Here is a 26,493-nt window from a genome sequence, read left to right on the forward strand (position 1 = left end):
AGAAATTGTCAATTTCTTGCCAGAGTTTCCACTTTTTGCAGGCGATCTAAAAACTCACGAGTAGACACATCACCCACTAAACGCAGTCCGCTAAACTCTTTTCCGGCGGAATTAAAGAAAAGAAAGGTGGGAGGGGCTACTACCTGGTATTGTTTCATGAGCGCCTGAGCTGCTGCGTCATTGGCAGTGACATCAATTTTCAAAACCAGAAAATTACCCAGTGTTCTTTTAATTTCAGAATCATTCAATGTGGATGAGGCGATGACTTTACAAGACGCGCACCAGTCGGCATAAAAATCAAGCATTACCGGTCGGCCTTCTGCCGTTTGCAGCGCCTCTTTTAATTCTGCAGGGGTTTTAATAATCAGTTCTTCGCGTTCCATACTGGCTGCGGTGGCTTTACTGAATATACCTGCTAAAGGCAGCAGGGGATCTTTACTGCCCATGCTGGCGCCTGCCAGAATCAGTAAGCCATAAACAAGAAGTAAAATACCAGTGCTCTGATGCATTTTTTCAGAATTGTTTTGTGCAGGGTTTAGAGCCCCGGCAAAAATACCGGAGAAAACGAGAAGCGCTGCCCATAAAATCATGGTGACCGGAGGGGGCAACAGACGACCCATTAAATAAATGGCAACAGCCAGCAACAGGAAGCCAAAAAAGTTTTTTACCGAATTCATCCAGGTTCCAGCCCGGGGCAGCCATTTACCAGCGGAGGTGCCAATCAGCAGAAGGGGGGTTCCCATACCCAGCCCCAGGAAAAACAGAGTCAGGCTGCCAAACAGTACATTGCCTGAATGCGCAATGTATCCCAGTGCACCGATTAAAGGCGCGGTTACGCAGGGAGAAAGAATAAGTGTTGACAAGCAGCCCATAATCGCCGCCCCAAGATAATGACCGCCATGCTGACTGCGGCTGGCTTTAGCTAATTTAGCCTGCCAGGAAACAGGCAGTTTTAACTCAAAAAAACCAAACATGGAGAGGGCGAGTAATATAAATATCAGGCTAAACAATCCAATAGCCCAGGGCGCCTGCATTATAATTTGCAGATTGCTGCCGAGTGTGGCAACGATGGCGCCTGCAATCGCATAAGTCAGTGACATGCTAAGCACATAACTGAAAGACAGCAGAAACGCCTTGCGCGTGGAAATGTCATGGCCATGCCCGACAATAATACCTGACAAGACCGGAACCATCGGCAAGACACAGGGTGTAAACGCTAAAAGCAGGCCAAAGCCGAAGAAACTGAGAATAACCATAAACCAGTGTGAGTTTTCATAAATATCAGCTATCGCATCACTTTCCTGATCACTGGTCTGCACCACCGGTGGTGCCTTAACTGGGGTACCAGTGGACGCCGAAACTAAAGCTAACTGCTCATTAATGGCTAATTTAACCTGTTTGGTTTCAGGCGGATAACAGAAACCATCATCCGAACATCCCTGATAATGCAGGCTTACAGAGGTTTCTCCTGATTGCTCACCGAGCACCGGGATTAATAGTGATAATGCATCACGGTACACCAGATAACTATGACCTTGGCGATCCTTCTTTTCAGTTGCCTGCGGAAAAATAATGGAGCCCAATTGAAGAACAGGATCAGCAGGCGCACTCAATGAGATGCGATCGCGATAAAGAAAATAGCCTGGCCTGATTTGCCAATCGATTGAAAAAGTATTGGGATCAACCGGTTTTACCTTGACTGTAAAGACTTCTTCAGCGGAAAGAGGCGCTGCGTAACCGAAACCATTAAAAATCGCGAGAGACAGCAAGAATAACCACTTATACATGCTTAATCCAGGTTATGGTTCAATAAATTGAACTTAATCTATATAGCGTAGCAGCTTATAATACAATTATTGTCCGATTTTAAAAAGTATGGGGCATTATTTGAGTGTTCGGCCAGGCAAAAAGCTATCTCATCTTGTTTTGATTCCTTTTATCGCTTCATCCACCTTAAGAGTGACATTTTCGGATTCTGTTTTGGGTTGAAACAGGCTATAGCGGCCTGTCCATGCATAGTTAATACCAAAGGCAAGGCCGCCTGTGCCGAGATAAAGCACAGCGCTCAACACATGGAGTGCGATTTTTTTGACTTTATAACCCCTGTGATTTGCCAAATCCGGTAGAGCGGTATCGATAGCGCCTTTACAGGCTGCTTGAAAGTCGGGAACTGACAATTCACCATTTAAAAAGCGCTCTTGATTTCTGGTCAGGCGGGTATACATTGTTCTCGCTTTTGTTGCGGGTATCACATAATCGGGTTTAGTAAGGGCTTCTTTTTCCAATTCCTCAACTTTATGTTTGAGCTTGTCCAAATGTTTTTGCAGGTTAATGCTGTTAAGAATGCCAGGTGCGGCGGCTTTTCTATAACCGACAATAAGTTCATCGGCACGCCGATCGATATCTTCTCGTTTTCGCTTTAAAGCCCGTGCAATCTGAGGGGGATAGCCATCAACACATAACGTGCGACTGATTCCGCTGTTAGCCAGCGCCTTTTGATAACCAGATCCATCCACTTGTGCCAGCAGTTGCTGTTTCAGTTCTTCCCGACGCTCATTAGCCTTTACCTCAGAATTACACTGTGGAAACTGAATGCGAAAACGATTGATATCAGATGCGATTTTAGCAAGTTGCTGTTGGCTATGATTTATTATTCTGTTCTCAGCAGCCTGAGCAGTAGAGATTATACTATTAAGTTTTGCCTGATAGGCTGATTTAACAAGACCTGGTAATCCTGAACTGCCTTCAATAGAGGCTGCCTTTCTGGATGCGTCAGTAGTTTCAGTTAAGCCTTTCAGCTGATCTTGTAGTGCCTTTTGATGCAGTCGCACTTGCACAAGATCAGTGCAATGATTGAAATGAAAATTAAAGTCATTAATCCTGGTAACCATAGGTGCTACTAGATCATTCGCCTGCTTTCTTAAATTTTGTATTTGTCCGCTAGCCTGCTGATTTAGGTTTCGTTCATAGTCGCCTTTCGCTTTCAGAATGGCAGGATATCCGGACGAATAACCAAGAAGACGTTCTGCCTGGGCCACTATGTCCTGTCTGACTAAACGATACATCTGCTCTTCCCGTTGTTCCTTTTGCAGAATGACGGCCACTACTTTATGGCAATTTGTAAATGCTACGGGAAGCGATCTTATTTGCTCTGCTACTCTATTGAGGGCGTCCTCAGCAAGCAAATAGGGTTGTACTGATCTTTTCAATGCATTCTTTTTCTCATCTACCAGGGCATCGAGTTGGTCGAGGTGAACGGTATATAATTCCTGCGAATGATTATTCTTAAAATCGGCCAGGAATTTGTCCAGTTCAGCAAGGCGCTCCTCGTATTTCTGATAATTCAAGGCGCTGAATTTACTTGAAAATTTTCCAAGTTGCTCTTTGAATTCTTCGAATCGACGCAGGCGTTCAATGGGTTGTGGAGAATCAGCCAGGTGTCTGGCAAGCCAGTCTCTAACAGGAGCGTCATTCTCCTGCGCAATGATGTCGTTTAGATTCACTCTTGCTGATAAATCCTCTTTAGCAAACTTCAAAAACTGTTCAGCTGCGCGAGGATTCACCAAACTCAGATTATATAAAGCGTTGAGAAGATGTGCTGTATTCTTGTTTTTTTGCCGGGAAATAACTTGCTGATAGAGCTCTCTTGTTAAATGCAAGTCACCTTGCAGCAACTTTTTACCATGGGAAGTAAGCTCGGAGTTAGCACCTGCCATCGCTAAAGATAAGCCGTGGGGAAGTAATTGTTCTTTTACCCGGCTGTCGGCAATCGTTTGCGCATTGAACTCTTTGCGAGTAAATCGAAAACGAAGATCGCCGGCCTGGGTTAAATTGTAGGGTTGGCCCTCAAAATAAAAATTGAGGAGACCTTCTTCGACTGTTTCCCGCGCGTTATGGGCAAAGCCGGCTTGTTTTGCTTTCTCGCTTATCGCATGTTCCAATGCATTTTCAAACAGATTCTCAGGCTTTTCTGGAGCAGATGGGAGAGTGGGTCTTGCTGATATGACATCTTTTTTTTCAAATAAATCGGGAAATCTTGTTCTCAGAGTGTGGAAGTTTCTGTCAAAAGCATAGGGCGCACTTTCAAGACACGCCAGGAAGGCTTCTCGAATAGGAGATTTGCCTAATAATTCGGGTTCATCGAAAATAGCAGGGGCAAGTTCATATAATTTAACTGCGTTATTTGCTATATTCCCATTGAGTTGGACATTCTGCTTTTGCAGGCTCAATAAGCCTTGAAATAATTGATAATTTTCAAAGATGGCACGACCAGTCCGTTCATTTGTACAATTGACAATATCCCAGGTTAATCTATCACTGGCCTTATTTTCGCTGAAATAACAAAAACGAGTATTCCGTGTTCTGATATCAGCAAGGTTAATGGTTTCCTCTTTTGTGTTATTCCAGGGGTTCACCAGAACAAATTTGTATCCTCCGGGAGCATTGTCATCCCGTATGATTTCCTTCAGTCTCAGACCGTGTCGTCCATGATATTTACCGTGGATATCTTTTTTTCCATAGGCAAGGCTGATGTAAACAGGGGCTTCTGGCCAGCGGTTTTTTAAACTAATGATCTTCTGAATATCTTCTGTATCATGACTATGAACTTCGAGTAGATGCCCGACAAAGGCAGTAGAAGTCCCTTCGTGTCGGTTATTTAAATCATGAGCACTTATGCTGGTAAGGACATTCTGCTGATATTTCCAGGCATTTTTATAGTAGTAGGAGCTTATACGTTCTAAAATTTTGACCGCCAGTGAATTGCTTCGAACCCCTTCTCTGGAGGCATCAATTTCAGCAAGGTAGGCGTGAGGAATGGTAATGACATCCTCATTAGTGTCTGGATCGATACGATGTCGATAATTAATCCCGATCTTGTCGGGATCAAGATTTTCACTTTGCTTTGTACGTTTAACGCGAAGTTCCACATCACCATTGTCAAGTTCTTTAAACATTGACTTTAAACGTTCTCTGCCTTCTTTACTGGCATTATAAATACAGTCGATGGATGCGATTAAATAGCAGTCTCCTGTTTTGCCTTGACTTAGGGTGAGGGGTTGGCCGTCTCTTGGGAATAGTGGAGTCATTTTTAGCCATAGTGATCGTATAATTTTCTATGCTCTATATTATAGTTTGGCAATATTAAGTAAAAATTAAGCAGTTATCGAACTCCATAGCTGTTAGTATCAAAAAATTTAAAAAATTTGCATTGCTGCCCTTGAATCTGAAATGAATGCCCCCATATGGTTGTCATCGGTAGTGACTGAAGTATCAGTCAGTACTTTCAGCTCAGAGTTCACTCTGAAAAAACAAGGTGATTAATTAAACCAGGAGAAAACAAGTATGAAAATTCGTCCTTTACACGATCGTGTTGTTGTTCAGCGCATGGAAGAAGAACGAACTACTGCTGGCGGAATTGTAATTCCAGACAGTGCTACTGAAAAACCCATTCGTGGTAAAGTACTGGCTGTTGGCCCAGGCAAAAACCTTGACAATGGTGATGTGCGTGCATTGGCCGTTAAAATAGGCGATGTCGTTTTATTTGGCAAATACTCTGGCACAGAAGTCAAAATTGACGGTCAGGAGATGGTTGTCATGCGTGAAGATGACATCATGGGTGTTATTGAAGGCTAATCATACAACAGATTATTAGGAGACTTTAAGAATGGCTAAAGAATTACGTTTTGGTAACAATGCGCGCCAGGAAATGTTGGCCGGTGTAAATGGCTTGGCTGACGCTGTACAAGTAACAATGGGCCCACGCGGTCGTAATGTGGTCCTGGAGAAATCCTTCGGCGCTCCCACTGTAACTAAAGACGGTGTGTCTGTTGCTAAAGAAATCGAGTTTGAGCAACGCTTCATGAACATGGGCGCTCAAATGGTTAAAGAAGTGGCTTCCAAAACTTCTGATGCAGCTGGTGATGGTACTACTACTGCTACTGTATTGGCTCGTTCAATCCTGGTTGAAGGCCACAAAGCAGTTGCTGCCGGCATGAATCCAATGGATTTAAAACGCGGAATTGACAAAGCAGTTATCGCTGTTACCAAACACCTGCAAAGCATGTCCAAGCCTTGCAAAGATGGCAAAGCGATTGCCCAAGTAGGTACTATTTCTGCTAACTCTGACGAAGCTATCGGCGCAATCATTGCTGAAGCGATGGAAAAAGTTGGAAAGGAAGGCGTTATCACTGTTGAAGATGGTAATGGTCTTGAGAATGAGCTGTCTGTTGTTGAAGGGATGCAATTTGATCGTGGTTACATTTCTCCATACTTCATCAACAACCAGCAAAACATGAGCTCTGAACTTGAGCATCCATTTATTCTGTTAGTTGACAAGAAAATTTCCAGCATCCGTGACATGTTGTCTGTTCTGGAAGCGGTTGCCAAATCTGGCCGTCCTTTACTGATCGTTGCTGAAGACGTTGAAGGCGAAGCGCTGGCTACTCTGGTTGTTAACAACATGCGTGGTATTGTTAAAGTTTGCGCAGTTAAAGCGCCTGGCTTTGGCGATCGCCGTAAAGCAATGTTGCAGGATATTGCTATTCTGACTAACGGTCAGGTTATTTCTGAAGAAGTGGGCAAGAGCCTTGAAGGTGCTTCTATGGAAGACCTGGGTACTGCCAAACGAGTTGTTGTGACTAAAGAAACTACAACTATTATTGACGGCGAAGGTAAAGCAACTGAAATCAATGCTCGTATCAGCCAAATCCGCGCTCAAATGGAAGAAACTACTTCTGATTACGATCGTGAGAAACTGCAAGAGCGTGTTGCCAAACTGGCCGGCGGTGTTGCGGTTATCAAAGTCGGTGCTGCGACTGAAGTTGAAATGAAAGAGAAGAAAGCTCGCGTTGAAGACGCTCTGCATGCTACTCGTGCCGCTGTTGAAGAAGGTATTGTAGCGGGTGGTGGTGTTGCTTTAATCCGTGCTCAATCCGCTCTGAATGGTTTGAAAGGCGACAATGCTGATCAGGATATGGGTATCAACATCCTGCGTCGTGCTATTGAGTCTCCATTGCGTCAAATCGTTGCTAATGCTGGTTACGAAGCATCTGTTATCGTTAACCGTGTTGCTGAACAAAAAGACAACTTCGGCTTTAACGCTGCAAGCGGTGAATTTGGCGATATGGTTGAAATGGGTATCCTGGATCCAACTAAAGTTACCCGTACAGCGCTGCAAAACGCTGCTTCAGTTGCCAGCCTCATGTTAACTACTGAGTGTATGGTTGCTGAACTGCCAAAGAAAGATGAAGCTGCTGGTGCTGGCGATATGGGCGGCATGGGCGGTATGGGCGGCATGGGCATGATGTAAGCCTTTGCTTCCTGAAAAAACCCGCCTTGTGGCGGGTTTTTTTTTGGAAAAACTATTTCTTTTTTCTTTAACTCTCTTGTTGTATAAATTGATATCCAAAACAGGAAGTTTACTATGACCAGATTAACTCAGGAATTCAAAGCAAAAGCAGAGCAGTTGCTTTTTATTTTAAAGGCAGCGGCAAAAGAAAATTACATGCTCTTATTGTCCTCTAATCCAGCCCCTGGCTTGCAATTCAACAAAGAGGAAATCTTGTATATGAAGTCGTTTAAAAAATTTTTTGATTCATTGCCTGAAAACCTTCGCGCTCATTTAACAGCAAGAAAAACAGAGCAATTTGATACAGCGGAAAAATTATATTATCTGGGCCTGGAGAATTGGGAACCGACAGATTGGGCAAGGGCCTATTTTTTTAATCCTGGAATACCAATTATGACAGCCTGCGTGCAAAGAATAGATAAGTATAATGATAAACAAATATGTGAAAACTGGCTGGAATATCATGTGAAGAAAATAGGGGCTCTGAGTGAGAGGAGAGAACTATTAAGCGGACAATTGAAGGAAAATAACCTGCAGGAAGAGATGCAAGAAGATCTGATTAGACAGTTAGAACTCACTGAAGAAACTCTAAAATACCACCATTTGCAAAAAGAACAATTACAAGTTGAGGAAAAACAGGTCAATGGATTACTAGATCCCATGTACTCATCTAGCCACAGAGCTTTACTGTCATTAATCAATAAATGCAATTTAGGAACACTTTCCGTGGCTCAGGCCAGAATCAGCAAGCGATCTGCCGAGCAAAATGAATGGCAGACAAAACGCAATGAATTAATAGAAATTCGCAGAAGCGAGTTAAAGGCAGAGTGGTCAATGAGCTCCCTTCTCAATCAAGCCGGCAAGAGCCCTATATTCTCAAGGAGACCAGATCCTCTTGCATTGAACCCAGATGAGATAGTCAGACCGGCTAGAGATTACAAATAAACCATCTTAGTGGATTAAATTGAATCAATAAAATTAAGGATAATTCTATGCCTGTATTCTCGGATGAATTTAAGAAAAAAGCGGATCAAATGATTTTTATTTTGGAAAATGCAAGGGAAGGAAATTTTCTCAGCTTGCTGAAACTTCCTTGTTCAATGGAAGAAATTGGATTCAAAACAGAAGATCAGATGTATATTCTGTTATTCAGACAGTTTTATTATTCCTTACCGGATGCATTGAAGGCGAAATTTTCAAAAGGACTTTGTACCTATGAAACCTTATACGACTCAGGTTTGAATGATTGGGTACCCACTCCGGATCAAAAGTATTATTTTGACGCTCCAGGTGTATCTACTATCGCTTCTTATGTGAAGCGAGTGGAGGATTTTGTCAAAGAAAAAAAATGGCAAGACGATATGGCATTTCAACAAGGGAAAATTGATGGCTTAAAAAAGAAACGAGAGGCTTTAACAAAGCAGCTCAATGAGCATCAAAATAAATTCGATGTCGATAAAGTGGCGGATTTAAATCAACAATTGAAACTGAACGAGGACACACTTTCATATCACATAGTGCAGCATCGCTTATTGCTGGAAGAGGTGGAAATAACCAACCTCGATAAACTATTGAATGCACGATATATACGGGATCGGAGCTGTCTGCAACATTGGGTGGACCGCTTTAATTTACCAACTCTATATCAGCTTAGAGAAGAAATTAGTAAAAGAACGGGCATACAGCCTCTTTGGCTGCCCACCTTAAAAAAGCAGGTTGAGGGGCGAATCGATACGCTGGTTAAGGAGTCAACCGCTGCTCTCATTGCAAAGGCAGGAGGAAGTCCGGTTTATTCAAGACAGGAAGAGAAACTCTGCCATACGCCTTTACTGAGCAATTCCTCTCCAACTCTGTAATCAGGCTTCTCGCCTTGCGATGCATCGCAAGGCGAGAAGCTAAGAACTTAACGGTCTTATTGCGTCTCTAGTAAAGACAGTGATCTGGGTAGCCATAGGCCATTAGAACTTGCAGTATCGAGCCGCCCTCCAAAGAATGTATTGCTATTATCCGGTGTAAAAATCGGGGAATTGGCAGCAGATGGAAAGGTCCAGGTCTGGCCCAAATCCTGACTAACAGCGAGAAGGGGGCGTTGGACTCCACCAGTAATATAAAATCCTGCTGCGATACAAAGCCCTCCTGCACAATGGACATCATTAAACTGGCCATCGTTGGTAAAGACATTGGTATTATCCGGTGTAAAGACAGGTGCTGTGACCGAGGAGGGGAAAGTCCAGCTAGACCCTGCGTCATGACTGACTGCCAGGAGCGGCCTAAATCCGCCCCCGCCAAAATAAAACCCTCCCGTGACGCAATCAGGACCCTGGCAACTGATGCTCAAAAGGTTGGCGCTGCCCGTGAAGGCATTGGTATTGTCAGGGGTAAAAACAGGTGCAGTGACAGAGGATGGGAAAGTCCAGCTAGAGCCTGCGTCATGGCTGACTGCCACGAGCGGGCGTTGAGTTCCACCTCCAAAATAACGCCCTACTGCTATGCAAGTTGTTCCCTGACAGTTGACGTCAGCAAAACTGCCATTAGCTGTAAATGCGTTGCTATTGTCCGGTGTGAACACTGGGGAGTTGACAGCAGAAGGATAAGTCCAGGTTACTGTGGCGTTTTGGCTTAATGCCAGCAATGGCCTTTCAATACCACCGCTACGGTAACTGCCGGCGGCAATACAAACACTATCCTGGCAGGCGACTCCGTTGAACGAACCATTATTCGAGAAGGCATTGGTATTATCAGGGGTAAAAACGGGGGCATTGATAGCGGAAGGATAAGTCCAGTTTTGGCCCAGATCCTGGCTAACCGCCAGAAGTGGTCTGTCAATTCCACCACTGCTGTATAAACCACCGGCTATACAAATAGCGCCATGGCAGTTTACAGCAAAAAATCTGCCGTTACCGACAAAAGCATTTGTATTATCTGGAGTAAAAACAGGGGCATTGATAACTGCAGGAAAGTTCCAGCTCGTGCCTGAATCATGGCTAATTGCCAGGATGGGACGTCGCGTTCCTGCACTAAAGTAGTTGCCGGCAGCGATACAAGTGCTTCCATGGCAAGTTGCACCGACAAATTCTCCTGCGCTACTAAAGGGGTTTGTATTAACTGGTGAGAAAACGGCTGCATTGATAGAAGACGGAAAGATCCAATTTAAGCCTGAGTCCTGACTAACTGCCAACAAGGGGCGTTGCACCAATCCTGCATCCCGGTATTGGCCTACAGCAATACAGGTTTGTGCATCGCAACTTGACTCAAAGAAGCCGGCGCTATTATTGTAGGAATTAGTATTATCAGGTACAAAAACCGGTGAATTTACAGCTGAAGGAAAAGTCCAGCTTGTACCCATATCCGAGCTTAGCGCCAGAAGCGGGCGAATAGCGCCAACACTTGTGTATTGTCCTGCGGCAATAGCTATCGGGACTGGCTTCACTTCAATACTAATAGAGACTCTGGAGGTATTGTCGCCCTCAATAGGGATTAGCTGCAAAGAATGGATAACGGATCCTGGGGTAAAGGAGATCTGACAGGAAGCGCCAGGCGCTAATACCGTGCAACTGCTGGCGTCCTGAATGACATCGGTCCAGCTTGCGGGCAGTATCGCCCGAATATTATACGCGGTGATTTGGGTGGAGTGATTAGTAATCGTTAGCACTTGTGCGTTTTGATTGATAATTAACACAAGGTTTGCTGGAGAGGCGCTAATCGAGGCAGTGGCGGCCTGGCCTTTGGTAATTGCGAGGCTGTTAAGAGGTGAGGGTTGATAACATTGGTTCGGATTGCCTTGTTGGCATAAAACAGGCCCGCCCATGACGTTGCCGGCCAGTGCTGATCCGTTGATCTGTAACGTCAGGATGCAATAGCCTTTAGCGGGCAACTGGCAAAGACTGGTTTGTGTGATTCCTTGAATTGGCTGCATTATCAGCACTTTTGCACGTGCGGACTGATTATACACAGCATATTGCACCTGAGCTGTCTCTCCGGGCGCGACGGTTAATGTCACTGGAGTTTGAGGAACAAATACCCATAAAGGAGTAGCCGCATACAAGCTGGGTGCTGTCAGTAGACAGCAGAGCCATTTCAGCAATTGTTGATACCGTGTTCTTCCTTGCATTTTCAGTCCTTAGTTTTTAATATTAATGGCAAAGCTCATCTGTTTCGTATTGGCATTTAGTTTTTAAGCCTGAACTAATCCTTTCATTTTATTCTTCTCCCAACAGCGTAAAGGAGAGTGCTCGGGGTTTCTCATCGCAGCAACTGGCAGATAGAATGTTTGTTCGAGCAGAAACTGCCCGCTTAAAGCCGCGTGAGAAACATGATCTGTAAAGACAATCCAGGTACTTTGCGCCTGAAAATTAATGGTGTTTTTGGAAACTGTCTGTTGATAATGGTCATCAAGCTTCATGCGATCGTGCAGTTGCAGCTGATAATGATCATAAGCGGAACGCATGGTTTTAGTCACCTTTAACCATTTTAACAGTTTGGCAACAGAGGGGTTGTATTTGGGGATGGATGGAGAAAAGCGTTCCAGTACCTGATTAAACGCTTCGCCCAGTTGCCACACTCGTGGTTCACCATAGGGATTAATGTTACAAAAAACCCGCAGGATACGACGACCATTGACAGGCGATGCAGGAAATGAGTCGACATGAACACGGGTATCATCCTTTCGCTTTGAACTTGCCCTGCCGCGGATTTCTGCAGGGCGGTAGCTGGTACGGCCCCAGATCAAATGCTCAGCGTATAGAGGACATACGGTATCCAGCAAATGTTTTGCAAATTCGGCATATTGACGCATAAAAGATTTCAAAATGGAGGGAAGGGCCTGGTTATGGGTGTTATAGCCGCCCAGACGATCTTTTAAATAGTCATAACTGATGTTTTTGTGCTGACCATCCAGAATCTTGTCCGTGAGCAAATAATGTTCTTGTTGGGCATTGTGGGCGTAAAAATATTCCGGGAAATAAAGAACTTGCCCTGATTCAAGTAAATTCAGCGCTAAATCCTTTTGTACTTCATTAATCTTGTCTAAACTATTAGAGTTTAATATATAGAGTGGTTCGTCCATTATCGCCTCAAAACAATCGATTTAATGGAGCAATTCTATCAATACTTATCCTGATTCCCCAAATTTTACGGATATTTATTTCAAAACCAATTAAAAAGGAGAGGGAAATGTCACAAGTAGTAGAGAAATTATCAGTCATTCTGGCAGATACCTATGCCTTATACCTTAAAACACAAAACTACCACTGGCATGTCAAGGGGCCACAGTTCAAAACCTTGCACGAGCTTTTTGAAATGCAATATCAGGAACTGGCTGAAGCAGTAGATCAGGTGGCAGAACGCATCTTAATCACCGGGCATAAAGCGCCTGCTACGTTTAAGGAGTTTGAGCGTTTGAAGCGCATCAAGGACGGCAATTCAGGTCTTTCCGCCAATCAGATGGTGATTGAGTTAGCAGAGGATAATGCGACCCTGGTAAAAGATCTGAATCAGGCGCTCACACTCGCTCAGGAAAGTCATGATGAAGGAACGGCCAATCTTCTGAGCGATCGAATCGCAGCGCATGAAAAAGCGCACTGGATGTTGAATGCTTCCAAAGAATAAGGATAAAAAAATGCCGCTTTTAAAGCGGCATTTCAGACAGGGCTGGGAATTATTCTAGTGAATTTTGTTACTTGAATAATTGCGCCAATCATCTTCCAAAGTTGTATCTTTACGATTTTCCACTCCCAATACGATGCCTCCGGATTCCAATCCTTTTTCATACACCTTGGCTCGTTCTTCGGGGATGCCCCATCCAATTAAGGCACCAATTAATCCACCGGAGATACTGCCTGCACCAGCACCGGCTAATCCTGCTGCTATTGGACCTGCAACAATGAGTCCAAGACCTGGGAAAATCAGATTGGTTCCGATTGCTGCAATTGCACCCAGGGTAGCACCTACTGTGCCTCCGATAAGTCCTCCGACTCCCATTCCTTCAACTGCTTTGGAACCGGTTTCTTCAGTCGTGAGAAATGAATCATAATATTTTTCACGGGTGTCATCTGACATTAACACACTGATTTCTTCGGGTTTGTATCCTTGATCAATTGCACGCAAATAAGCTTTTTCCGCGGAATCCCTATCATGAAAGAGCTCTGTGGTCATAGGAGCTGATGCTGCCTTTGAAACATGCGGTTTATAATAATTTTCTACAGTTGAAGAAAATTCTGGAGTTGCGAAATTTGGCCAGTGATCTTTGTCAAAACCGGGCGCATTTTCGAGGATTTCTTTATCGAGATTAAGTACGAAACAATCATCCTCTTCATCATATGAAAATAGTTTCCAGGGCATGGCAAAGAATTTATTTCCAAACCCAAGCATTCCACCGGAATCCAATACCAGGTAATTGACAGCACCTGAAATTTTATCCAAAACTATTTCATTGATTTCACCGAGATTATCATTATTTAGATTTTTAACTTTGACTCCAGTCACTTCACTGGCTTTAACCACTTCATGAGGTCGTTCCATGATGACTTCTCCTAAATTATGTTTATGGCAAGATTAAATGGCAGTTAAGTAAATCAATTCATAAACTTCATTAATGACAAAAGCCACACGCGGTGGCTTTTGCAGTGAATGGTTCCTCTGCAACTTCGCAGTTGAATCATCCTACACTTTAAATATAGTAAACAATATTCAGTATGTCAAAAAAGTAGGCTAAACCAATGCTCCCAAAGGCGGTTGGTTAAGGAATAGAATCCATTCTATTGATCCATAGAGAAATTGGCGATAGGAAAGTTTAGAAGATGTAACCCTCAGCAAGAGCATTCTCTCTATTATAGTCGTTTTTCTGGTGATAGATGGGCTAGGGACAGGAATTTAAATGATGATAAATCTTTGGAAGAGATTCCAGTGCATAATTTGCTGCATCCACTTGAACTTCAGATCGTGTTCCCTTAAATTTTTTTGTTTCCGAATAGAGCCGCCAACCCTGATTGTTCTTTAATCCCCAGGCAAAACAAATAGTGCCTGGTTCCACACCGTCCATCGGTTCCGAGCCAGTTAATCCGGTGGTGGCAATTACAACATTGGCTTTGCTTTTTTGCAAAGCTCCCAGGGCCATTTCACGAGCAACCTGTTCACTTGTTAACGTATAAGTTTTAATGGTTTCATCGCGTACATGAAGTACATTTTTCTTTGCATCTTCAGAATATACGACATACCCCAACTCAAGGCATTCACCGCAGCCTTCAATTTTTCCAAGAATAGCTAAAATTTGTCCAGCCGTACATGATTCCGCTGTGACCAGAACTAAATCCCTTTCTTTTAAAAAGTCAATAGCCATCTGCCCTGATTTCATATTTTGAAGTATGCTGATAAGTTGATACTTACAGTATAACCCAATCACGTGGGAAGTCGTCTATTTGACATATGACTGTATGGGTCTAAGTTTAAAATAGGACATGTAAAAATTGATGTTAACAATAAACGCTTGTTCTTAATAAGGAGATTATTTTTTAAGGAGAAAAATCATGACTGGTACCTCAATTGGCGGTAAAAAAGCTGCCGAAACTCGAAAACGAAATCAAAGATCCTCACAAACAAAAAAGAATGCTTCCAGTAGTAGTCACAAAAGTAAGTAGCGTAGATTTCATGTCGCGTAGAATTATTATCATTGGAGGATTTTATCATGGATAGAAATATACCCAATCAGGGTCAAAATCAAAATTTAGGCAAGCAGAACATGCCGCAGAATCAAAAGCAGGAAAAGCAAAATTTTGACCCGCTGAAAGAGAAAAAAGGCATGCGGAACATGTCCGATCAAGATGAAGGACTCGATATGGATAATAAAGAAAATCCGCATCAGTCTTTATAATTAAATTCTCTCCCCATAGCGGGAGAGACGTTTTGTAAACCACTAAGGATGGAGGAAGCGATCATGATGTATGTTATTGGCTGGTTGTTAGGAATTCCTATCAGCATTTTGCTGCTGATTTGGCTTGTTTCACACTTATAAAAATAATAATAAATATACAATAAGGAGTCATCATGAATCACGAAACCGTTGTAGTTGATCAGAAACTATGCGCTCCACACCATAATTGGTTTTGCTGGTCGGCTATTATTATTGGGGCTTTGGTAGGGCTTGGTTTGGGTTTTTTATTACATCTTTATAGCATTGCTATTGGATTAACCGCTTTTGTGTCTGATAACGAAGCCACGACCGTTACCATAGGCGGGTTGATTGGCTTATTAATCGGTACTATTGTGGCAATGGGACTGGCCGGATTTACTGCCGGTTTTCTGGCGCATGTGGTTAGTCCTGGTGTTGGGATATTATATGGCTTTGCCACCTGGAGTCTGGCGTTATTATTAACTGCTATTCTGGCGATGCCCCTTAGTAGTTATGTCAGCACCTATACGGCTGCCCTGGCCCCCACAGTAAAGGTAGACACAGGAAATACCACTGCCCAGGGAAATCAGGTCACCGTTCAAAGTCCGGCTACTGAAGCGACTAAAGCGGCCTCACCTGAGACATTGGCATGGAGTGGATGGATAGTATTTGTTTTGTTTGCAATAGGTGCTTTATCCAGTTGTCTTGGAGCCTGTGGGGGTATTCATTGCCACAGAAAGCATTGCCTGCATTCAGAGGTATAATGGATATATAAGGAGATAAGTGATGGATTATCCAAATCAGTTACCTCCCCAAAAGCAATCAAGGCAACCTGGGATAGAAAGTGTCATGCAACCTGCGCCTGTCTATGTTTCTCCTGATTATAAACCAGGTCAGAAACTGACAGGTAAGGTTGCTTTGATTACCGGTGGAGATAGTGGTATAGGTCGAGCAGTGGCCTGTGCATTTGCTCTGGAAGGGGCTGACGTCATTGTGCATTATCTGGATGAAGAATCGGATGCCCGGGAAACAGCCGACTTTATAAAAAACTGTGGAAGAAAGTGCTGGTTGTTTGCGAAAAATCTACAATCATACAATGCTTGTGAAGAGCTGGTGCAGAAGGCGATACAGGAAGTTTCACAGATAGATATCCTGGTTAACAATATCGCTGAGCAACATCCCCAGGAAAGCATCGAAGATATTAGTTGTGAACAACTTGAAGCTACGTTCAAAACCAATTTTTTTTCCTATTTTTATATGATTAAAGCGCTGTTGCCTTATTTGAAAGAAAACGCAGTGATTATTAACACTACCTCCGTCACTGCTTATAAAGGCAACGATCACTTGATTGATTATTCCTCTACAAAAGGAGCTATTGTCGGCTTAACGCGTTCCCTGTCGCAAAATCTTGTGAAAAAAGGAATCCGCGTTAACGCCGTAGCACCGGGCCCGATATGGACCCCATTGATTCCTGCAAGTTTTTCCGCTGAGCAAGTTGCTGAATTTGGTCAGCAGGTTCCGATGAAAAGAGTAGGGCAGCCAGCCGAAATGGCTCCTGCCTATGTGTACCTTGCCTCTTCGGATTCTTCCTATATGACGGGGCAGGTGCTTCATCCCAATGGAGGTGTTATTGTAAATGCCTGAGTAGGCATAAGTGTTGAGATAGTAATCGGGGCAATGAGCTGTTGTTCAGCTTATTGCGTTTATGGGGTCATGTTAAAAGGAATTGAATCATGAGCTTACTTGGACTAATTTTACTAATTATTATTTTATTGGCAGTTTTGCCCACCTGGCCGTATAGTAGTGGATGGGGTTATTATCCCAGTGGTGCGGTAGGATTAATCTTGATTATATTGATAATATTGCTGCTGACGCGTGGTGGCTTATAAAGCAGTTTCCCCTAACTCCCGCGCAGGCGGGAGTTAGCAGGGCAAATTTCTGTCAGGGCTTTTAATGAAGATCTTTAGAGTACTGTCTTTTGAATTGACTCATGTCTTTACCAATCTGCTCTAATTCCTCTTCGCTTAGAAGTTTTCGCACTTTGGGAAAAAGTTTTTGTTCCTCTTCTTCAGCATGGTGGATGACATCATCCATAAGTTTGTTAAATTTTCTTTCCCAGGCGGCCTCAGTTTTAATGTCATCGAATTGACGAATAGCTTGTTCTGCATGCTTTTCTTCAGTTAATAAATGTCTGACTGTATCATCAAGTCGATCATCATTTTTAAAGTGTGGATACCAGACTTTATGTTCCATTTTTTCATGGCGTATTAATTCCATACACAATTCGTTAAACATCTTTTTACGAGTTTCTTCGCGGTGACTTTCATCACTAATATCAATGAAGCGTTGTTTTACCCTTTCATGTTCTCTGATGAGAAAATCAATGGCATTCATAATATGGACTCCTGTTCAATAGAGAGTCCGTGGCAGCAGCCACGGACTTTCTGTTGCCTTAGTCGTTATCAGATTCGCAGGTGATTTTTGTACAATCTCTGCAATTTTTAGCAGCGAATGCAAAAGCATCAGCAGCTGATTTTGGAGTATTGTCCATTTGTTTATCCGCATCCTGATCGGCTGCCACATCACTACTGCTGGCATTCGTTGAGCAAGTCCAGTTTTTATCCAGCGAAGTGGGGGTCGTGTTATCTGCCATTGAAACAGATGCGAAGGATAACAATAATCCGCTAATAATAATTGGTAAATTCCTTTTCATTCTATTCTCCTCGTTAACGTTGAGTTCATCAGGGGTACTCAGGTAACTTGGATTTGTACCCTACTTATTAAGTATTGGTCCTGTTAAGCAAACTTACAAGTCAATGATGCCAAGCTCGCTGACTTTATTACAGAAGAAAGCGAGCAGCTCGTTAATTAAATTCAGTTTATGTTTATGGTTTTTATAAATTGCATAAAGCATTATTTCTGGTGAGGTTTCATTGCCAAGAACTGGCACTAGCAATCCCTTCTCAACCTCTTCCATTACAGTGAAATGAGGGGCCCAGATTAAGCCAATACCCGCTGCGGCAGCCTGTTTTAGAATACAGGCATTATTACTCTGAAAATTACCTTGTACATGGATAATTTTATTATTCAAAATCCATTTATTCTGTAGTCCATACAAGGTGTTAATCAGACAATTATGCTGATTAAGATCTTCAGCGGTTTCCGGGTTGCCATTGCGGTTGAGGTAAGCCTCTGAACCGTAGACATTACGCTGCACGGAAAACAATTTCTTACACACAAGATTGGGGTAGCGAATGGGCTCGAAACTTATGCTTAAATCGAATGAATGCTGAAAAAAACTGGCATGATCTGAACCGGCTATTATTTCCAATGAGACACCCGGGTTGAGTTTTATAAATTCTATGCCTAAAGACGTAAAAAAAGTAATGGCGGGTGAAACGGTGAGGTAAAGGCTGATTTTCCCCTGTAAATGACTTTTTTTGTTCTGAGAAATAGATTGAATATCGCCTATTTCCTCAAATAGATTTCCCGCTTTTTCATATAAAGTTTTCCCAGCGTCAGTTAAAATCAATTGTTTGGTTGAGCGAATAAAAAGCTTCATTTTTAATTCGTCCTCAAGCCAGTTAATTTGCTTACTGACTTTGGAGGGGGAAACATTCAACAATCTTGAAGCTGCCGAAAAGCTGTTATTTTCAACAACGGTAGTAAAACTTTTCAGGCATTCTATGAGATTCATATCGTCTCTTTTAAATGAGGCTTATTTAAATAGTGTACGCCAATTGCAAATATTTGAGAAAAGGGAAAGGGTTATTGGGCTAGATAACCAGCCCAATAGGGATATTGCAGCTTATTGACTACGGCCGATGTGTTGAGACATTGAGCTTTTCAGCTCATCCAGCTGGCGATGAGCTCTTTCTTCATTGCCAAGGCCATGTTCCGAGAAGCGGACTTTGACATCGCCTAAAAGTCTGCTGTTGAAGAATACTCCCTGATATCCTTTCTCTGTGTAATGCTGGGGTCGATTTAAATTAAACTCCAGGCGCATATCCTTTAATGCTTTAATGACAGTTAATTTGGCCGACAGTATCAGCATATCCTGAATTTCTTTGGTAAATTCAGGACAATACCAGTCTTTCCTGGCGGGGATTTCGATATCAATGAAGGACTCTGGTTGTGCGTTGCTAAAAATTTCAGGAAGCCAGTTTTTTCCAACAAATTGCTCTTTGGAAAGGATTTTTTGCTGGCAAAAGTTTCGCTGTAACACGCCAGGTCCTGTACCATCATTGGTTTTTCGTTCAATGATTGTCAAGCGGCCATCTCTGAGTGCCAGACCATCGAATTCTTGCTGAAACTGTTTGCAAGGAGAGTATACTTCAAAGGATTTATAGAGATTAGCGGCTAACTCCATCACATAATCATTCACTGCCTGCTCAAAGGGATCAGCTTCTTTTTCTATTTCTTTACCTTTTTCCTTATCCTCCACCTCCTCCAGGGGAATATTATCGAATAATTCCTGAATCAGAGCTTCCAGACTCTCTTTCTGATTCTCTTCTTCATATAGAAACTCAACTTCGTGAGCGTCCTCTGCATGAGGCGGTTGGTATTTCAAAGGGGGGAGGGTGTTGAAATGTTCCAGATTATTCAACCACTGTTGTATGACTTCCAGATCATTAATGGATTCTGCTTTTTCGTATAGGGCAAGATATTCTTTCTGATAGGCACGATAGGTTTCTGAATCCATCTCGCCATCCAGTTCATGCTTTTTCAGATTTAGCATGGATCCGATGGATTTTAAATAGATAATCAAACCGATGACTGCATCGTTTTTCAATTGAAAGCAGACTTCCAAATGGCGCTGAGTCTGTTCAAGGCAGCGCGATTTAATTTCTTTTTCCAATCGGGCGCACTCCAGCCTCAGCAATTGTCTGCTCGCTTCAAACGAAGGTTTTTTCTCACTGGAGGGCGGGAGAATGCGAAGAAAATTTGCATAATAATAGTTAAAATCTTCGCTTTCCTCTGGAACTATTGCGGCGGGAAAATCTGATTTATCTGTCAGATAATGATTGTATTGGACGAGGACAAAGTTATAAGCGTCATCCAGCGTTTGCTGTCGTGAACGCTCAGCTTTCGGATTATCTTCTTTTGCTTCAGACTGGAGTTGGGCTCGTTCGTGTTTTAATTGTATTAATGCGTTTACGAAACGAGTCACGACGTCAGGAAGTCTCGGTAAAGTGTTGGGTGAAGAAAGCTTTTGTACATATTTCAAAGCCAGCATGATCTCATCAATTTTTTTGTCCATTTCTGAGAGCAGGTTTCTGTTTAAAGCGGGATCAGAGGAAAAGTACTCGCCGAATGGCCGGCCTTTAATAATACTTATCTGTTGATTAATCACCACAGCCAGCAATTGTACTAACTGCTGTTCTTCGCTGATATTCTCACTGACCAGCAATTGTGTATATAGTTTTCTAAAGGAATCGTTGACGCTGCGCTCTTCTTTTTCATCATAAGTGTTTACTGCCCAGTCGAACTGCGATTCCAAAGCGTCCACGCCGCCATCGATTAAGAGGTCATTCCAGTCATAACCGTCTGTGTCAGGACTCTTTGGTACAGCCTCTTTGATAATCACCTGGTAGCCAGCTGATTCAAATAATTCATGCGCCTTCCGGAAGGCTATATCTGCATCTCCTTCGGGTTTATCATGATCTTTTAAGAGAACCACTTGGGTATTTGGCGGGAAATGCGTTTTGACATAGCCCAGGGTTGCAGGCAGTTCGTTGACGCCCATTGAAGCCAAGATGCTAAAATTATCTCTAATTGCAGGAATTGCAGCGATACTGGCAGCCGTTTCTACTCCTTCCGCGATAAAAACAAAATCAGGATTTCTTCCCTTATTGACCAGGGCGGCTTTTCCAGGACGCGAAGGATGGCCCGCTCCGAGATACCTCTTGCAATAATAGTCTTTTTCATCAACATGAATGGCCTGGGCTTTATTGCCGTGAGGGTCAAGTTGAATAATCTGCAGTCCGACCAACTGATCGTCCAGATTATAAACAGGAGCAATCAGGTAGTCATCATGTTGATTATTATCAAAACTCGCAATATTGAGAGGGCCTTTCAAGTATCTGAATTCTAAGTGCTTTACAGTTTCAGCCGGAATTTTTCTGGTAACGGTTAAATACAATTCGGCTGCTGTGCCTTCAATAGGTTCGCCTTTTTCCCATAACTTCTGAGCTAATCGTACTTTATCATTGTCTTTTTGTTTCTGTATGAGCCTGCTTACTTCAATACTCTGCTTCATTTTAACTCCAGCCCGGATAATTTATGAAGCAATTGTAACAATGTTGGACAGAAATGAATATAGATAGATTTGGAAACCAGTTTTTTCCAAAACGTAAAAATTAAACTTCTGCCAGATTTCCTTTGGTCTCCAGCCAGGTTTTACGATCAGCTGCTCGTTTTTTCGCCAGTAACATGTCCATCAGTGCCATTGTTTCCTGTTCATTGTCCAGCGTTAACTGAACCAGGCGTCGGGTATTGGGATCCATTGTCGTTTCGCGCAGTTGAATAGGATTCATCTCACCCAGTCCTTTGAACCGCTGCACATTGACTTTTCCTTTATTGGCTTTGAGGAATTGTTCCACAATTTTAATCTTTTCAGCATCATCCAGGGCATATTGCACTGTTTTTCCCATATCAATACGATATAAGGGAGGCATCGCCACAAATACATGACCGGCAGATACCAAAGGACGAAAATGTCTTAGAAACAGCGCACAGATGAGGGTGGCGATATGGGCACCATCTGAGTCAGCATCCGCAAGTATACATAATTTGCCATAGCGAAGGCCTGAGAGATCATCCGAACCCGGATCAACTCCTATTGCCACTGAAATATCATGAATTTCCTGCGAGGCCAGAACCTGGCTTGATTCGACTTCCCATGAATTCAGAATCTTGCCGCGTAAAGGTAAGATTGCCTGGAAGTCTTTGTTACGTGCCTGCTTGGCTGAACCGCCTGCAGAGTCTCCTTCCACCAGGAAAAGTTCAGCCATCGATAAATCCTGCTGTAGGCAGTCAGCCAGCTTGCCGGGAAGTGCTGGACCCTGATGAATGCGTTTACGGGCAACCTGTTTCGCCTGACGCAAGCGCTTTTGCGCACGTTCGATAGCGAGGGCTGCGATAATCTCTCCCTGGCTGCGATGCTGATTTAACCACAATGCGAATGCATCTTTTATCACATTGCTGACAAAGGCTGCGGTCTGTCTTGAACTTAACCGTTCCTTGGTCTGCCCTGCAAACTGCGGCTCTTTCATTTTTACAGACAAAATATACTGGCATGGTTCCCACAGGTCATCTGCGGTCAGTTTAACCGCACGCGGCAAAAGATTGCGTAATTCGCAAAAGGTAGAGAGTGCATCATACAAACCTGCTCTCAACCCATTGACATGTGTTCCTCCTTGCGGAGTCGGGATTAAATTGACATAACTTTCGCTTGAACCACTGGCCTGAGTGCCTAACGACCAGGCGAGAGCCCAATCAACCGTTCCTTCCTCACTGCTGTATTCGCCGCTAAAAGGTTCTTCCGGTAAAAAGTCTTCAGGGAGCGATTGACGCAGATAATCGGTCAGGCCTCTCTCATAACACCAGTGTGTCTGCTCTCCACTGACCTTGTTAATAAACGTCATTGATAAGCCAGGACAAAGCACCGCTTTGGCTCGTAATACATGGATGAGCGGCTTGATGGAAAAGCGAATGGAGTCAAAATATTTTTCATTAGGCCAAAAACGAATACAGGTTCCGGTATCGCGTTTACGAGTCACGCCCACTTCATTTAATTCCTGTACTTTATCGCCATTGGCAAAGGCCATTTGATAAATGATGCCGTTTCGTTTTATCTGCACATCCACCCGTTCAGATAAGGCATTAACTACGGAAACGCCAACGCCATGTAAGCCGCCGGAGAAACTGTAATTTTTGTCTGAAAATTTCCCCCCGGCATGCAGGCGGGTCATAATGACTTCCACGCCGCTGAGGCCGAGCTGCGGGTGTAAATCGACTGGCATCCCCCGGCCATTATCTTCGACTTCAATAGAGCCGTCTTCATGCAGGGTTACGATGATTTTGCTGGCATGGCCGGCAATAACTTCATCGACGCTATTGTCAATGACTTCCTGGGCCAGATGGTTAGGGCGGGTGGTATCGGTATACATTCCCGGCCGGCGTTGTACCGGTTCAAGGCCATTGAGTACCTCAATAGCTTCGGCGGTATAGTTATCAGACATTGCTTATATCACTTCATTATTTAATTGAATTTAGTCTACCACAAATAACACCGGGGGACACCGATGGATATTGCCATTAATTAAGAAAACTGTTGGAGCTGACAGGTTTCATTCGGCCCAGTTGCCTGCAATCGGTCTACCAGTAAACTCTTCATTTAGGGTGATGTCATTTTTCTGGAACTGTCCTCCTGCTCTAGCGATTTCAGTTCTTCTTTATTAATCTGCCCACTGGAAGCCATGTGGTCAATTGCCTTATGCAAGGTATCCGCCAGACGGCTTTTGGTAAGGGCTATACCAAAAATTTTAATTGTATTTTTGTAATGATCCTGAACGGTTTCTCGCTCAGCCTGACGCAATGCCTTTGCTATACGATAGGCATAGGATTCATCGCTTGGAGTATTAATGATAGTTTTAATTTGCTCATGTAACTTTTCAATGGTGTTTACACGCTTCTGGCTTTGCTTAAAGAAAACACCACTATGCTTTGCTTCGTTGTAAGTATGCAGCTCGGCATTCAGGAAGTCATCAAGAATTTTTATAGAGGCCTCAGTGACACGTGATTTATCAGAAGATACAAGGTCTGTCGAAAACAAAGTATCAACCTCTTGTTTTAAAACATTATTGCGGCCTGAAAATGTGGTCATTTCCTTTTTTAATTCCCGCATATTCTTTAAATTGTCAAAGTCCTGCTTGAATGTTTCACTAGTAGAATGCGTCGAGGCCAGCAATTTGTTTCTCAGCTCGAGATAACCCTTTTCCCATTCATTTTTCACATCGGGCTTATCAAGCTCTGCATCAATAGATTGAATATTAGTGATCCGCTCCGTTAGCTCTGCCTGAAACTGCTGAAAACCGTTGTTATTTCGGGTGATAAAATCCAGACAGCTGTCGGCATCTGAAAAGGCAGACGCCAGGCCTGAAACTATTTCTGCATGGATTTTTTTCTGCCCCTCGGTCAAATGCGAAGGTTCAGTTAATCTAAAGTCCCGGGTAATCTGCTCTGCCTGCGTTAATAGCTTTTCCATTGCAGCAAGGCTATCAGGAGAATCCTTATCCAGTAAGTCCAATGCACTGTCTTTAATCGAGTCTAAAATCGCTTGATTGCACTCGTTGGCCGCTAACTGATGAATGCCAATGAATTTCGTTAACTTTGGAAGCTTATTTAATAATTCTTCGGTGTCAAATGCGGCAAGACTTTCAAATGGATCAAGTGCCAATTTCTGCAGTACATCGTACTCCGCTGTATTTTTTATGTTTTGTTTAAATTCTTCCGATAGGATTAAGTCAGAGGTACGGTAAAATTCCTGAAGCCTTGTGAACAGCTCCGCTTCTTCCAGCCGTTGACAATAGGCGCTGACCTGTGCAGGCGCATAGTATTCGCCAGTTATATCCTGAATAACCTGTTCAGTAATCTTTTGGTTTTGTGGACTCAGACCGGTTTTCAAGTCATTAAGGCGTTGAATTAAATTATCAACTGTTCTAATGTCTTCAATTATTTGAGTTGCCCTGGATGCCAGGGAAAAAGAGAACGTATCCAGCGATTTTTCATTAAGCAGCTCTGTTTTTAATTCGTTTAGCGCGGCCTGGCGCTCTCTTGGGCCATTTTGCCGAAGTAAGCTGTCAACTTCCAGGACCAGAGTATTCAATTGGGGCAAGGTATTTTTCAGCGCTTGCAGCTCTTCTATTATGTCAGGATCCAACAGACCGTCGCCAGTGAATTTATCTATATTTTCCCGGTAAAGTGCAAAGCTATCATAACCCACTCCCGTTTGTTCCAGTTCCTGTCGAATGGATTCAAGTGACTGAGTTAGCTGTTCTTGTCTCGGCAAGTTTGCATAAATATGTTCCGCACTTCTTTCCTTAGAGGGAGGAGAGGTTAAAACTTTCTCCACAAAAATCATTTTCTCACCCGTTAATCCCTGAGAACTGATATTCTGCAATAGTTGAGGAAAGTGCTCTTGCAGGGCCATTCCCACTGCCACCCAATTTTTTGAATACTCTGTCTCTTGCATCCACTGTCTAACGAATGCCTCATCCGGTGCAATACCTAATTGCTTAAGTGCTACCAAGGTGTTGCCGTTCACGCGCCCCTGTCTGAGGGCCTCTGATAGACCGGCAGGACTAATTTTGGATAGAATCAGGTCTTTGTCTTCCTTCAGGCGGTCGTAATCAGTGAAGTCGATTGCTGATAATACTCGCCATATATCTTCATAAAATAAATCGAACAGTGGCTGCCCCTGCTGACCTAAGAGGGATAGGGTGTTTAAAGGCCCTTCTATCGAATAGGGATGATCCTTGAAAAATCCATCCAATATTTCTGGTTTTTCCTTTAAATACTTTTCTAGCAGCCAGAATGAGTTGATGTCTTGACTCTGCACCATATAGATAATTTTCGCAGCAACCTCTTTTAACCGCATATCATAAAACAAGTCGTTTGGCTGAGGCAGGCTGTTGAACGCAGTAATTAATTCCCTGGCATCCCTGGAGAGAAGCATGTCTTTCACATAGTCGTCTGAAAAAAATTTTTTTATTGTCGGATCCGATGTGCTGGCCCTTAAAGCATCACCGTATTTCTGATTTAGTTCCGGAAATTGGCGAAGAAAATCCCGTGCCAGGGCCACAGGATTAATCGACATCGTTTCCGGCAGAGTAACCCTTTGATTTGAGCTGATCTTAAACCCGTAACCTGGAAATGGCTGGGGCGGAAGTGTATCTAAAAATAGAATGGGGAAGTCCTCATCATGTCTTCTATACGCATCACTGGAAAGAATGGCTTTCAGGAAAATAAAGCGATCTTCTAATTCAGGCAGGTTCTTGTCGATAAATTTATAATAGTGATGGGCACTGTTTTCCGCCATTGCCCGATTCTGATACACGGAAGCGCCATTGGGCGCGTTGGTAACATTCATTGGAATATAGGCGCGATTGGAAGGGGTATAATCAAAGGGAAAGCCTTTACCATTAAACTTTCTGTCATCATTGGGCATACAGGTTAATCCAATAATTTATTATTGAGT

21 protein-coding genes are annotated in these 26,493 nt (G+C 43.2%); 9 read left to right on the top strand and 12 right to left on the bottom strand.

The genetic code is table 11. From position 1 onward, the window contains the following. Positions 1 to 8: 8 nt before the first annotated feature. On the bottom strand, positions 9 to 1,787 hold the full coding sequence (dsbD, locus tag LXA66_RS04995; protein ID WP_233012269.1) for a protein-disulfide reductase DsbD: 1,779 nt from the start codon (positions 1,785 to 1,787) through the stop codon (positions 9 to 11). Between the two features lie 129 nt (positions 1,788 to 1,916). Further along, positions 1,917 to 5,087 carry a hypothetical protein gene (locus tag LXA66_RS05000; protein WP_233012270.1) on the bottom strand — a complete coding sequence of 1,057 codons (3,171 nt, stop codon included), beginning with the start codon at positions 5,085 to 5,087 and terminating at the stop codon, positions 1,917 to 1,919. A gap of 256 nt (positions 5,088 to 5,343) precedes the next feature. Between LXA66_RS05000 and groES the strand changes: the two genes are divergently transcribed. From groES to LXA66_RS05020, 4 genes are all read left to right on the top strand, one after another. Beyond that, positions 5,344 to 5,634, top strand: a complete 291-nt coding sequence (groES, locus tag LXA66_RS05005) for a co-chaperone GroES (RefSeq protein ID WP_112219812.1) — start codon at positions 5,344 to 5,346, stop codon at positions 5,632 to 5,634. A gap of 31 nt (positions 5,635 to 5,665) precedes the next feature. Next, complete coding sequence (gene groL, locus LXA66_RS05010; RefSeq protein WP_058506165.1) at positions 5,666 to 7,309, top strand: chaperonin GroEL; 1,644 nt, start codon at positions 5,666 to 5,668, stop codon at positions 7,307 to 7,309. Positions 7,310 to 7,423: 114 nt separating this feature from the next. Next, entirely contained in the window at positions 7,424 to 8,293 is an 870-nt protein-coding gene (locus tag LXA66_RS05015; RefSeq protein WP_233012271.1) for a hypothetical protein, read from the top strand. A gap of 47 nt (positions 8,294 to 8,340) precedes the next feature. After that, the gene (locus tag LXA66_RS05020) at positions 8,341 to 9,204 is read left to right on the top strand and encodes a hypothetical protein (RefSeq protein ID WP_233012272.1); all 864 of its coding nucleotides are present in this window, start codon (positions 8,341 to 8,343) and stop codon (positions 9,202 to 9,204) included. A gap of 56 nt (positions 9,205 to 9,260) precedes the next feature. Here LXA66_RS05020 and LXA66_RS05025 read toward each other — a convergent pair whose 3' ends face one another. Further along, the gene (locus tag LXA66_RS05025; protein WP_233012273.1) at positions 9,261 to 11,459 is read right to left on the bottom strand and encodes a sialidase family protein; all 2,199 of its coding nucleotides are present in this window, start codon (positions 11,457 to 11,459) and stop codon (positions 9,261 to 9,263) included. Between the two features lie 63 nt (positions 11,460 to 11,522). Beyond that, positions 11,523 to 12,413 (bottom strand): Kdo hydroxylase family protein, encoded by an 891-nt coding sequence (locus LXA66_RS05030; protein WP_233012274.1) that lies wholly within the window; start codon positions 12,411 to 12,413, stop codon positions 11,523 to 11,525. A 107-nt stretch (positions 12,414 to 12,520) separates the two neighbouring features. Between LXA66_RS05030 and LXA66_RS05035 the strand changes: the two genes are divergently transcribed. After that, positions 12,521 to 12,955, top strand: coding sequence for a Dps family protein (locus LXA66_RS05035; RefSeq protein ID WP_233012275.1), 435 nt, complete (start codon positions 12,521 to 12,523; stop codon positions 12,953 to 12,955). 54 nt (positions 12,956 to 13,009) lie between these two features. Here LXA66_RS05035 and LXA66_RS05040 read toward each other — a convergent pair whose 3' ends face one another. Together LXA66_RS05040 and LXA66_RS05045 are read right to left on the bottom strand one after the other, a co-directional pair. Beyond that, a complete protein-coding gene (locus LXA66_RS05040) occupies positions 13,010 to 13,867 on the bottom strand; it encodes a PRC-barrel domain-containing protein (protein WP_233012276.1) in 858 nt (285 codons plus the stop codon). Between the two features lie 337 nt (positions 13,868 to 14,204). After that, entirely contained in the window at positions 14,205 to 14,699 is a 495-nt protein-coding gene (locus LXA66_RS05045; protein WP_233012277.1) for a CinA family protein, read from the bottom strand. Positions 14,700 to 15,029: 330 nt separating this feature from the next. On the opposite strand from LXA66_RS05045, the gene LXA66_RS05050 reads away from it, so the two are divergent. The 4 genes from LXA66_RS05050 (at position 15,030) to LXA66_RS05065 (ending at position 17,122) form a co-directional block, all read left to right on the top strand. Beyond that, positions 15,030 to 15,215: a hypothetical protein gene (locus tag LXA66_RS05050; protein WP_233012278.1), complete on the top strand. Its 186-nt coding sequence runs from the start codon at positions 15,030 to 15,032 to the stop codon at positions 15,213 to 15,215. Between the two features lie 173 nt (positions 15,216 to 15,388). After that, on the top strand, positions 15,389 to 15,997 hold the full coding sequence (locus tag LXA66_RS05055; protein ID WP_233012279.1) for a hypothetical protein: 609 nt from the start codon (positions 15,389 to 15,391) through the stop codon (positions 15,995 to 15,997). Between the two features lie 22 nt (positions 15,998 to 16,019). Beyond that, positions 16,020 to 16,877: an SDR family oxidoreductase gene (locus LXA66_RS05060; RefSeq protein ID WP_233012280.1), complete on the top strand. Its 858-nt coding sequence runs from the start codon at positions 16,020 to 16,022 to the stop codon at positions 16,875 to 16,877. A gap of 89 nt (positions 16,878 to 16,966) precedes the next feature. Continuing rightward, positions 16,967 to 17,122, top strand: a complete 156-nt coding sequence (locus LXA66_RS05065; protein WP_233012281.1) for a DUF3309 family protein — start codon at positions 16,967 to 16,969, stop codon at positions 17,120 to 17,122. A 61-nt stretch (positions 17,123 to 17,183) separates the two neighbouring features. On the opposite strand, the gene LXA66_RS05070 is transcribed toward LXA66_RS05065, so the two are convergent. From LXA66_RS05070 to LXA66_RS05095, 6 genes are all read right to left on the bottom strand, one after another. Beyond that, positions 17,184 to 17,627, bottom strand: coding sequence for a hemerythrin domain-containing protein (locus LXA66_RS05070; protein ID WP_112219821.1), 444 nt, complete (start codon positions 17,625 to 17,627; stop codon positions 17,184 to 17,186). A gap of 58 nt (positions 17,628 to 17,685) precedes the next feature. Beyond that, positions 17,686 to 17,946 (bottom strand): hypothetical protein, encoded by a 261-nt coding sequence (locus tag LXA66_RS05075; RefSeq protein WP_172458262.1) that lies wholly within the window; start codon positions 17,944 to 17,946, stop codon positions 17,686 to 17,688. A 93-nt stretch (positions 17,947 to 18,039) separates the two neighbouring features. After that, on the bottom strand, positions 18,040 to 18,930 hold the full coding sequence (locus LXA66_RS05080) for a LysR family transcriptional regulator (protein ID WP_233012282.1): 891 nt from the start codon (positions 18,928 to 18,930) through the stop codon (positions 18,040 to 18,042). 111 nt (positions 18,931 to 19,041) lie between these two features. Next, positions 19,042 to 21,492 carry a toprim domain-containing protein gene (locus LXA66_RS05085; protein ID WP_233012283.1) on the bottom strand — a complete coding sequence of 817 codons (2,451 nt, stop codon included), beginning with the start codon at positions 21,490 to 21,492 and terminating at the stop codon, positions 19,042 to 19,044. Positions 21,493 to 21,592: 100 nt separating this feature from the next. Then, positions 21,593 to 23,476, bottom strand: coding sequence for a DNA topoisomerase IV subunit B (gene parE, locus LXA66_RS05090; RefSeq protein WP_233012284.1), 1,884 nt, complete (start codon positions 23,474 to 23,476; stop codon positions 21,593 to 21,595). Between the two features lie 155 nt (positions 23,477 to 23,631). After that, positions 23,632 to 26,463: a hypothetical protein gene (locus LXA66_RS05095; RefSeq protein WP_233012285.1), complete on the bottom strand. Its 2,832-nt coding sequence runs from the start codon at positions 26,461 to 26,463 to the stop codon at positions 23,632 to 23,634. Positions 26,464 to 26,493: the final 30 nt, after the last annotated feature.

Source organism: Legionella sp. 16cNR16C (genome assembly GCF_021297775.1).
Classification (GTDB): domain Bacteria; phylum Pseudomonadota; class Gammaproteobacteria; order Legionellales; family Legionellaceae; genus Legionella_C; species Legionella_C quinlivanii_A.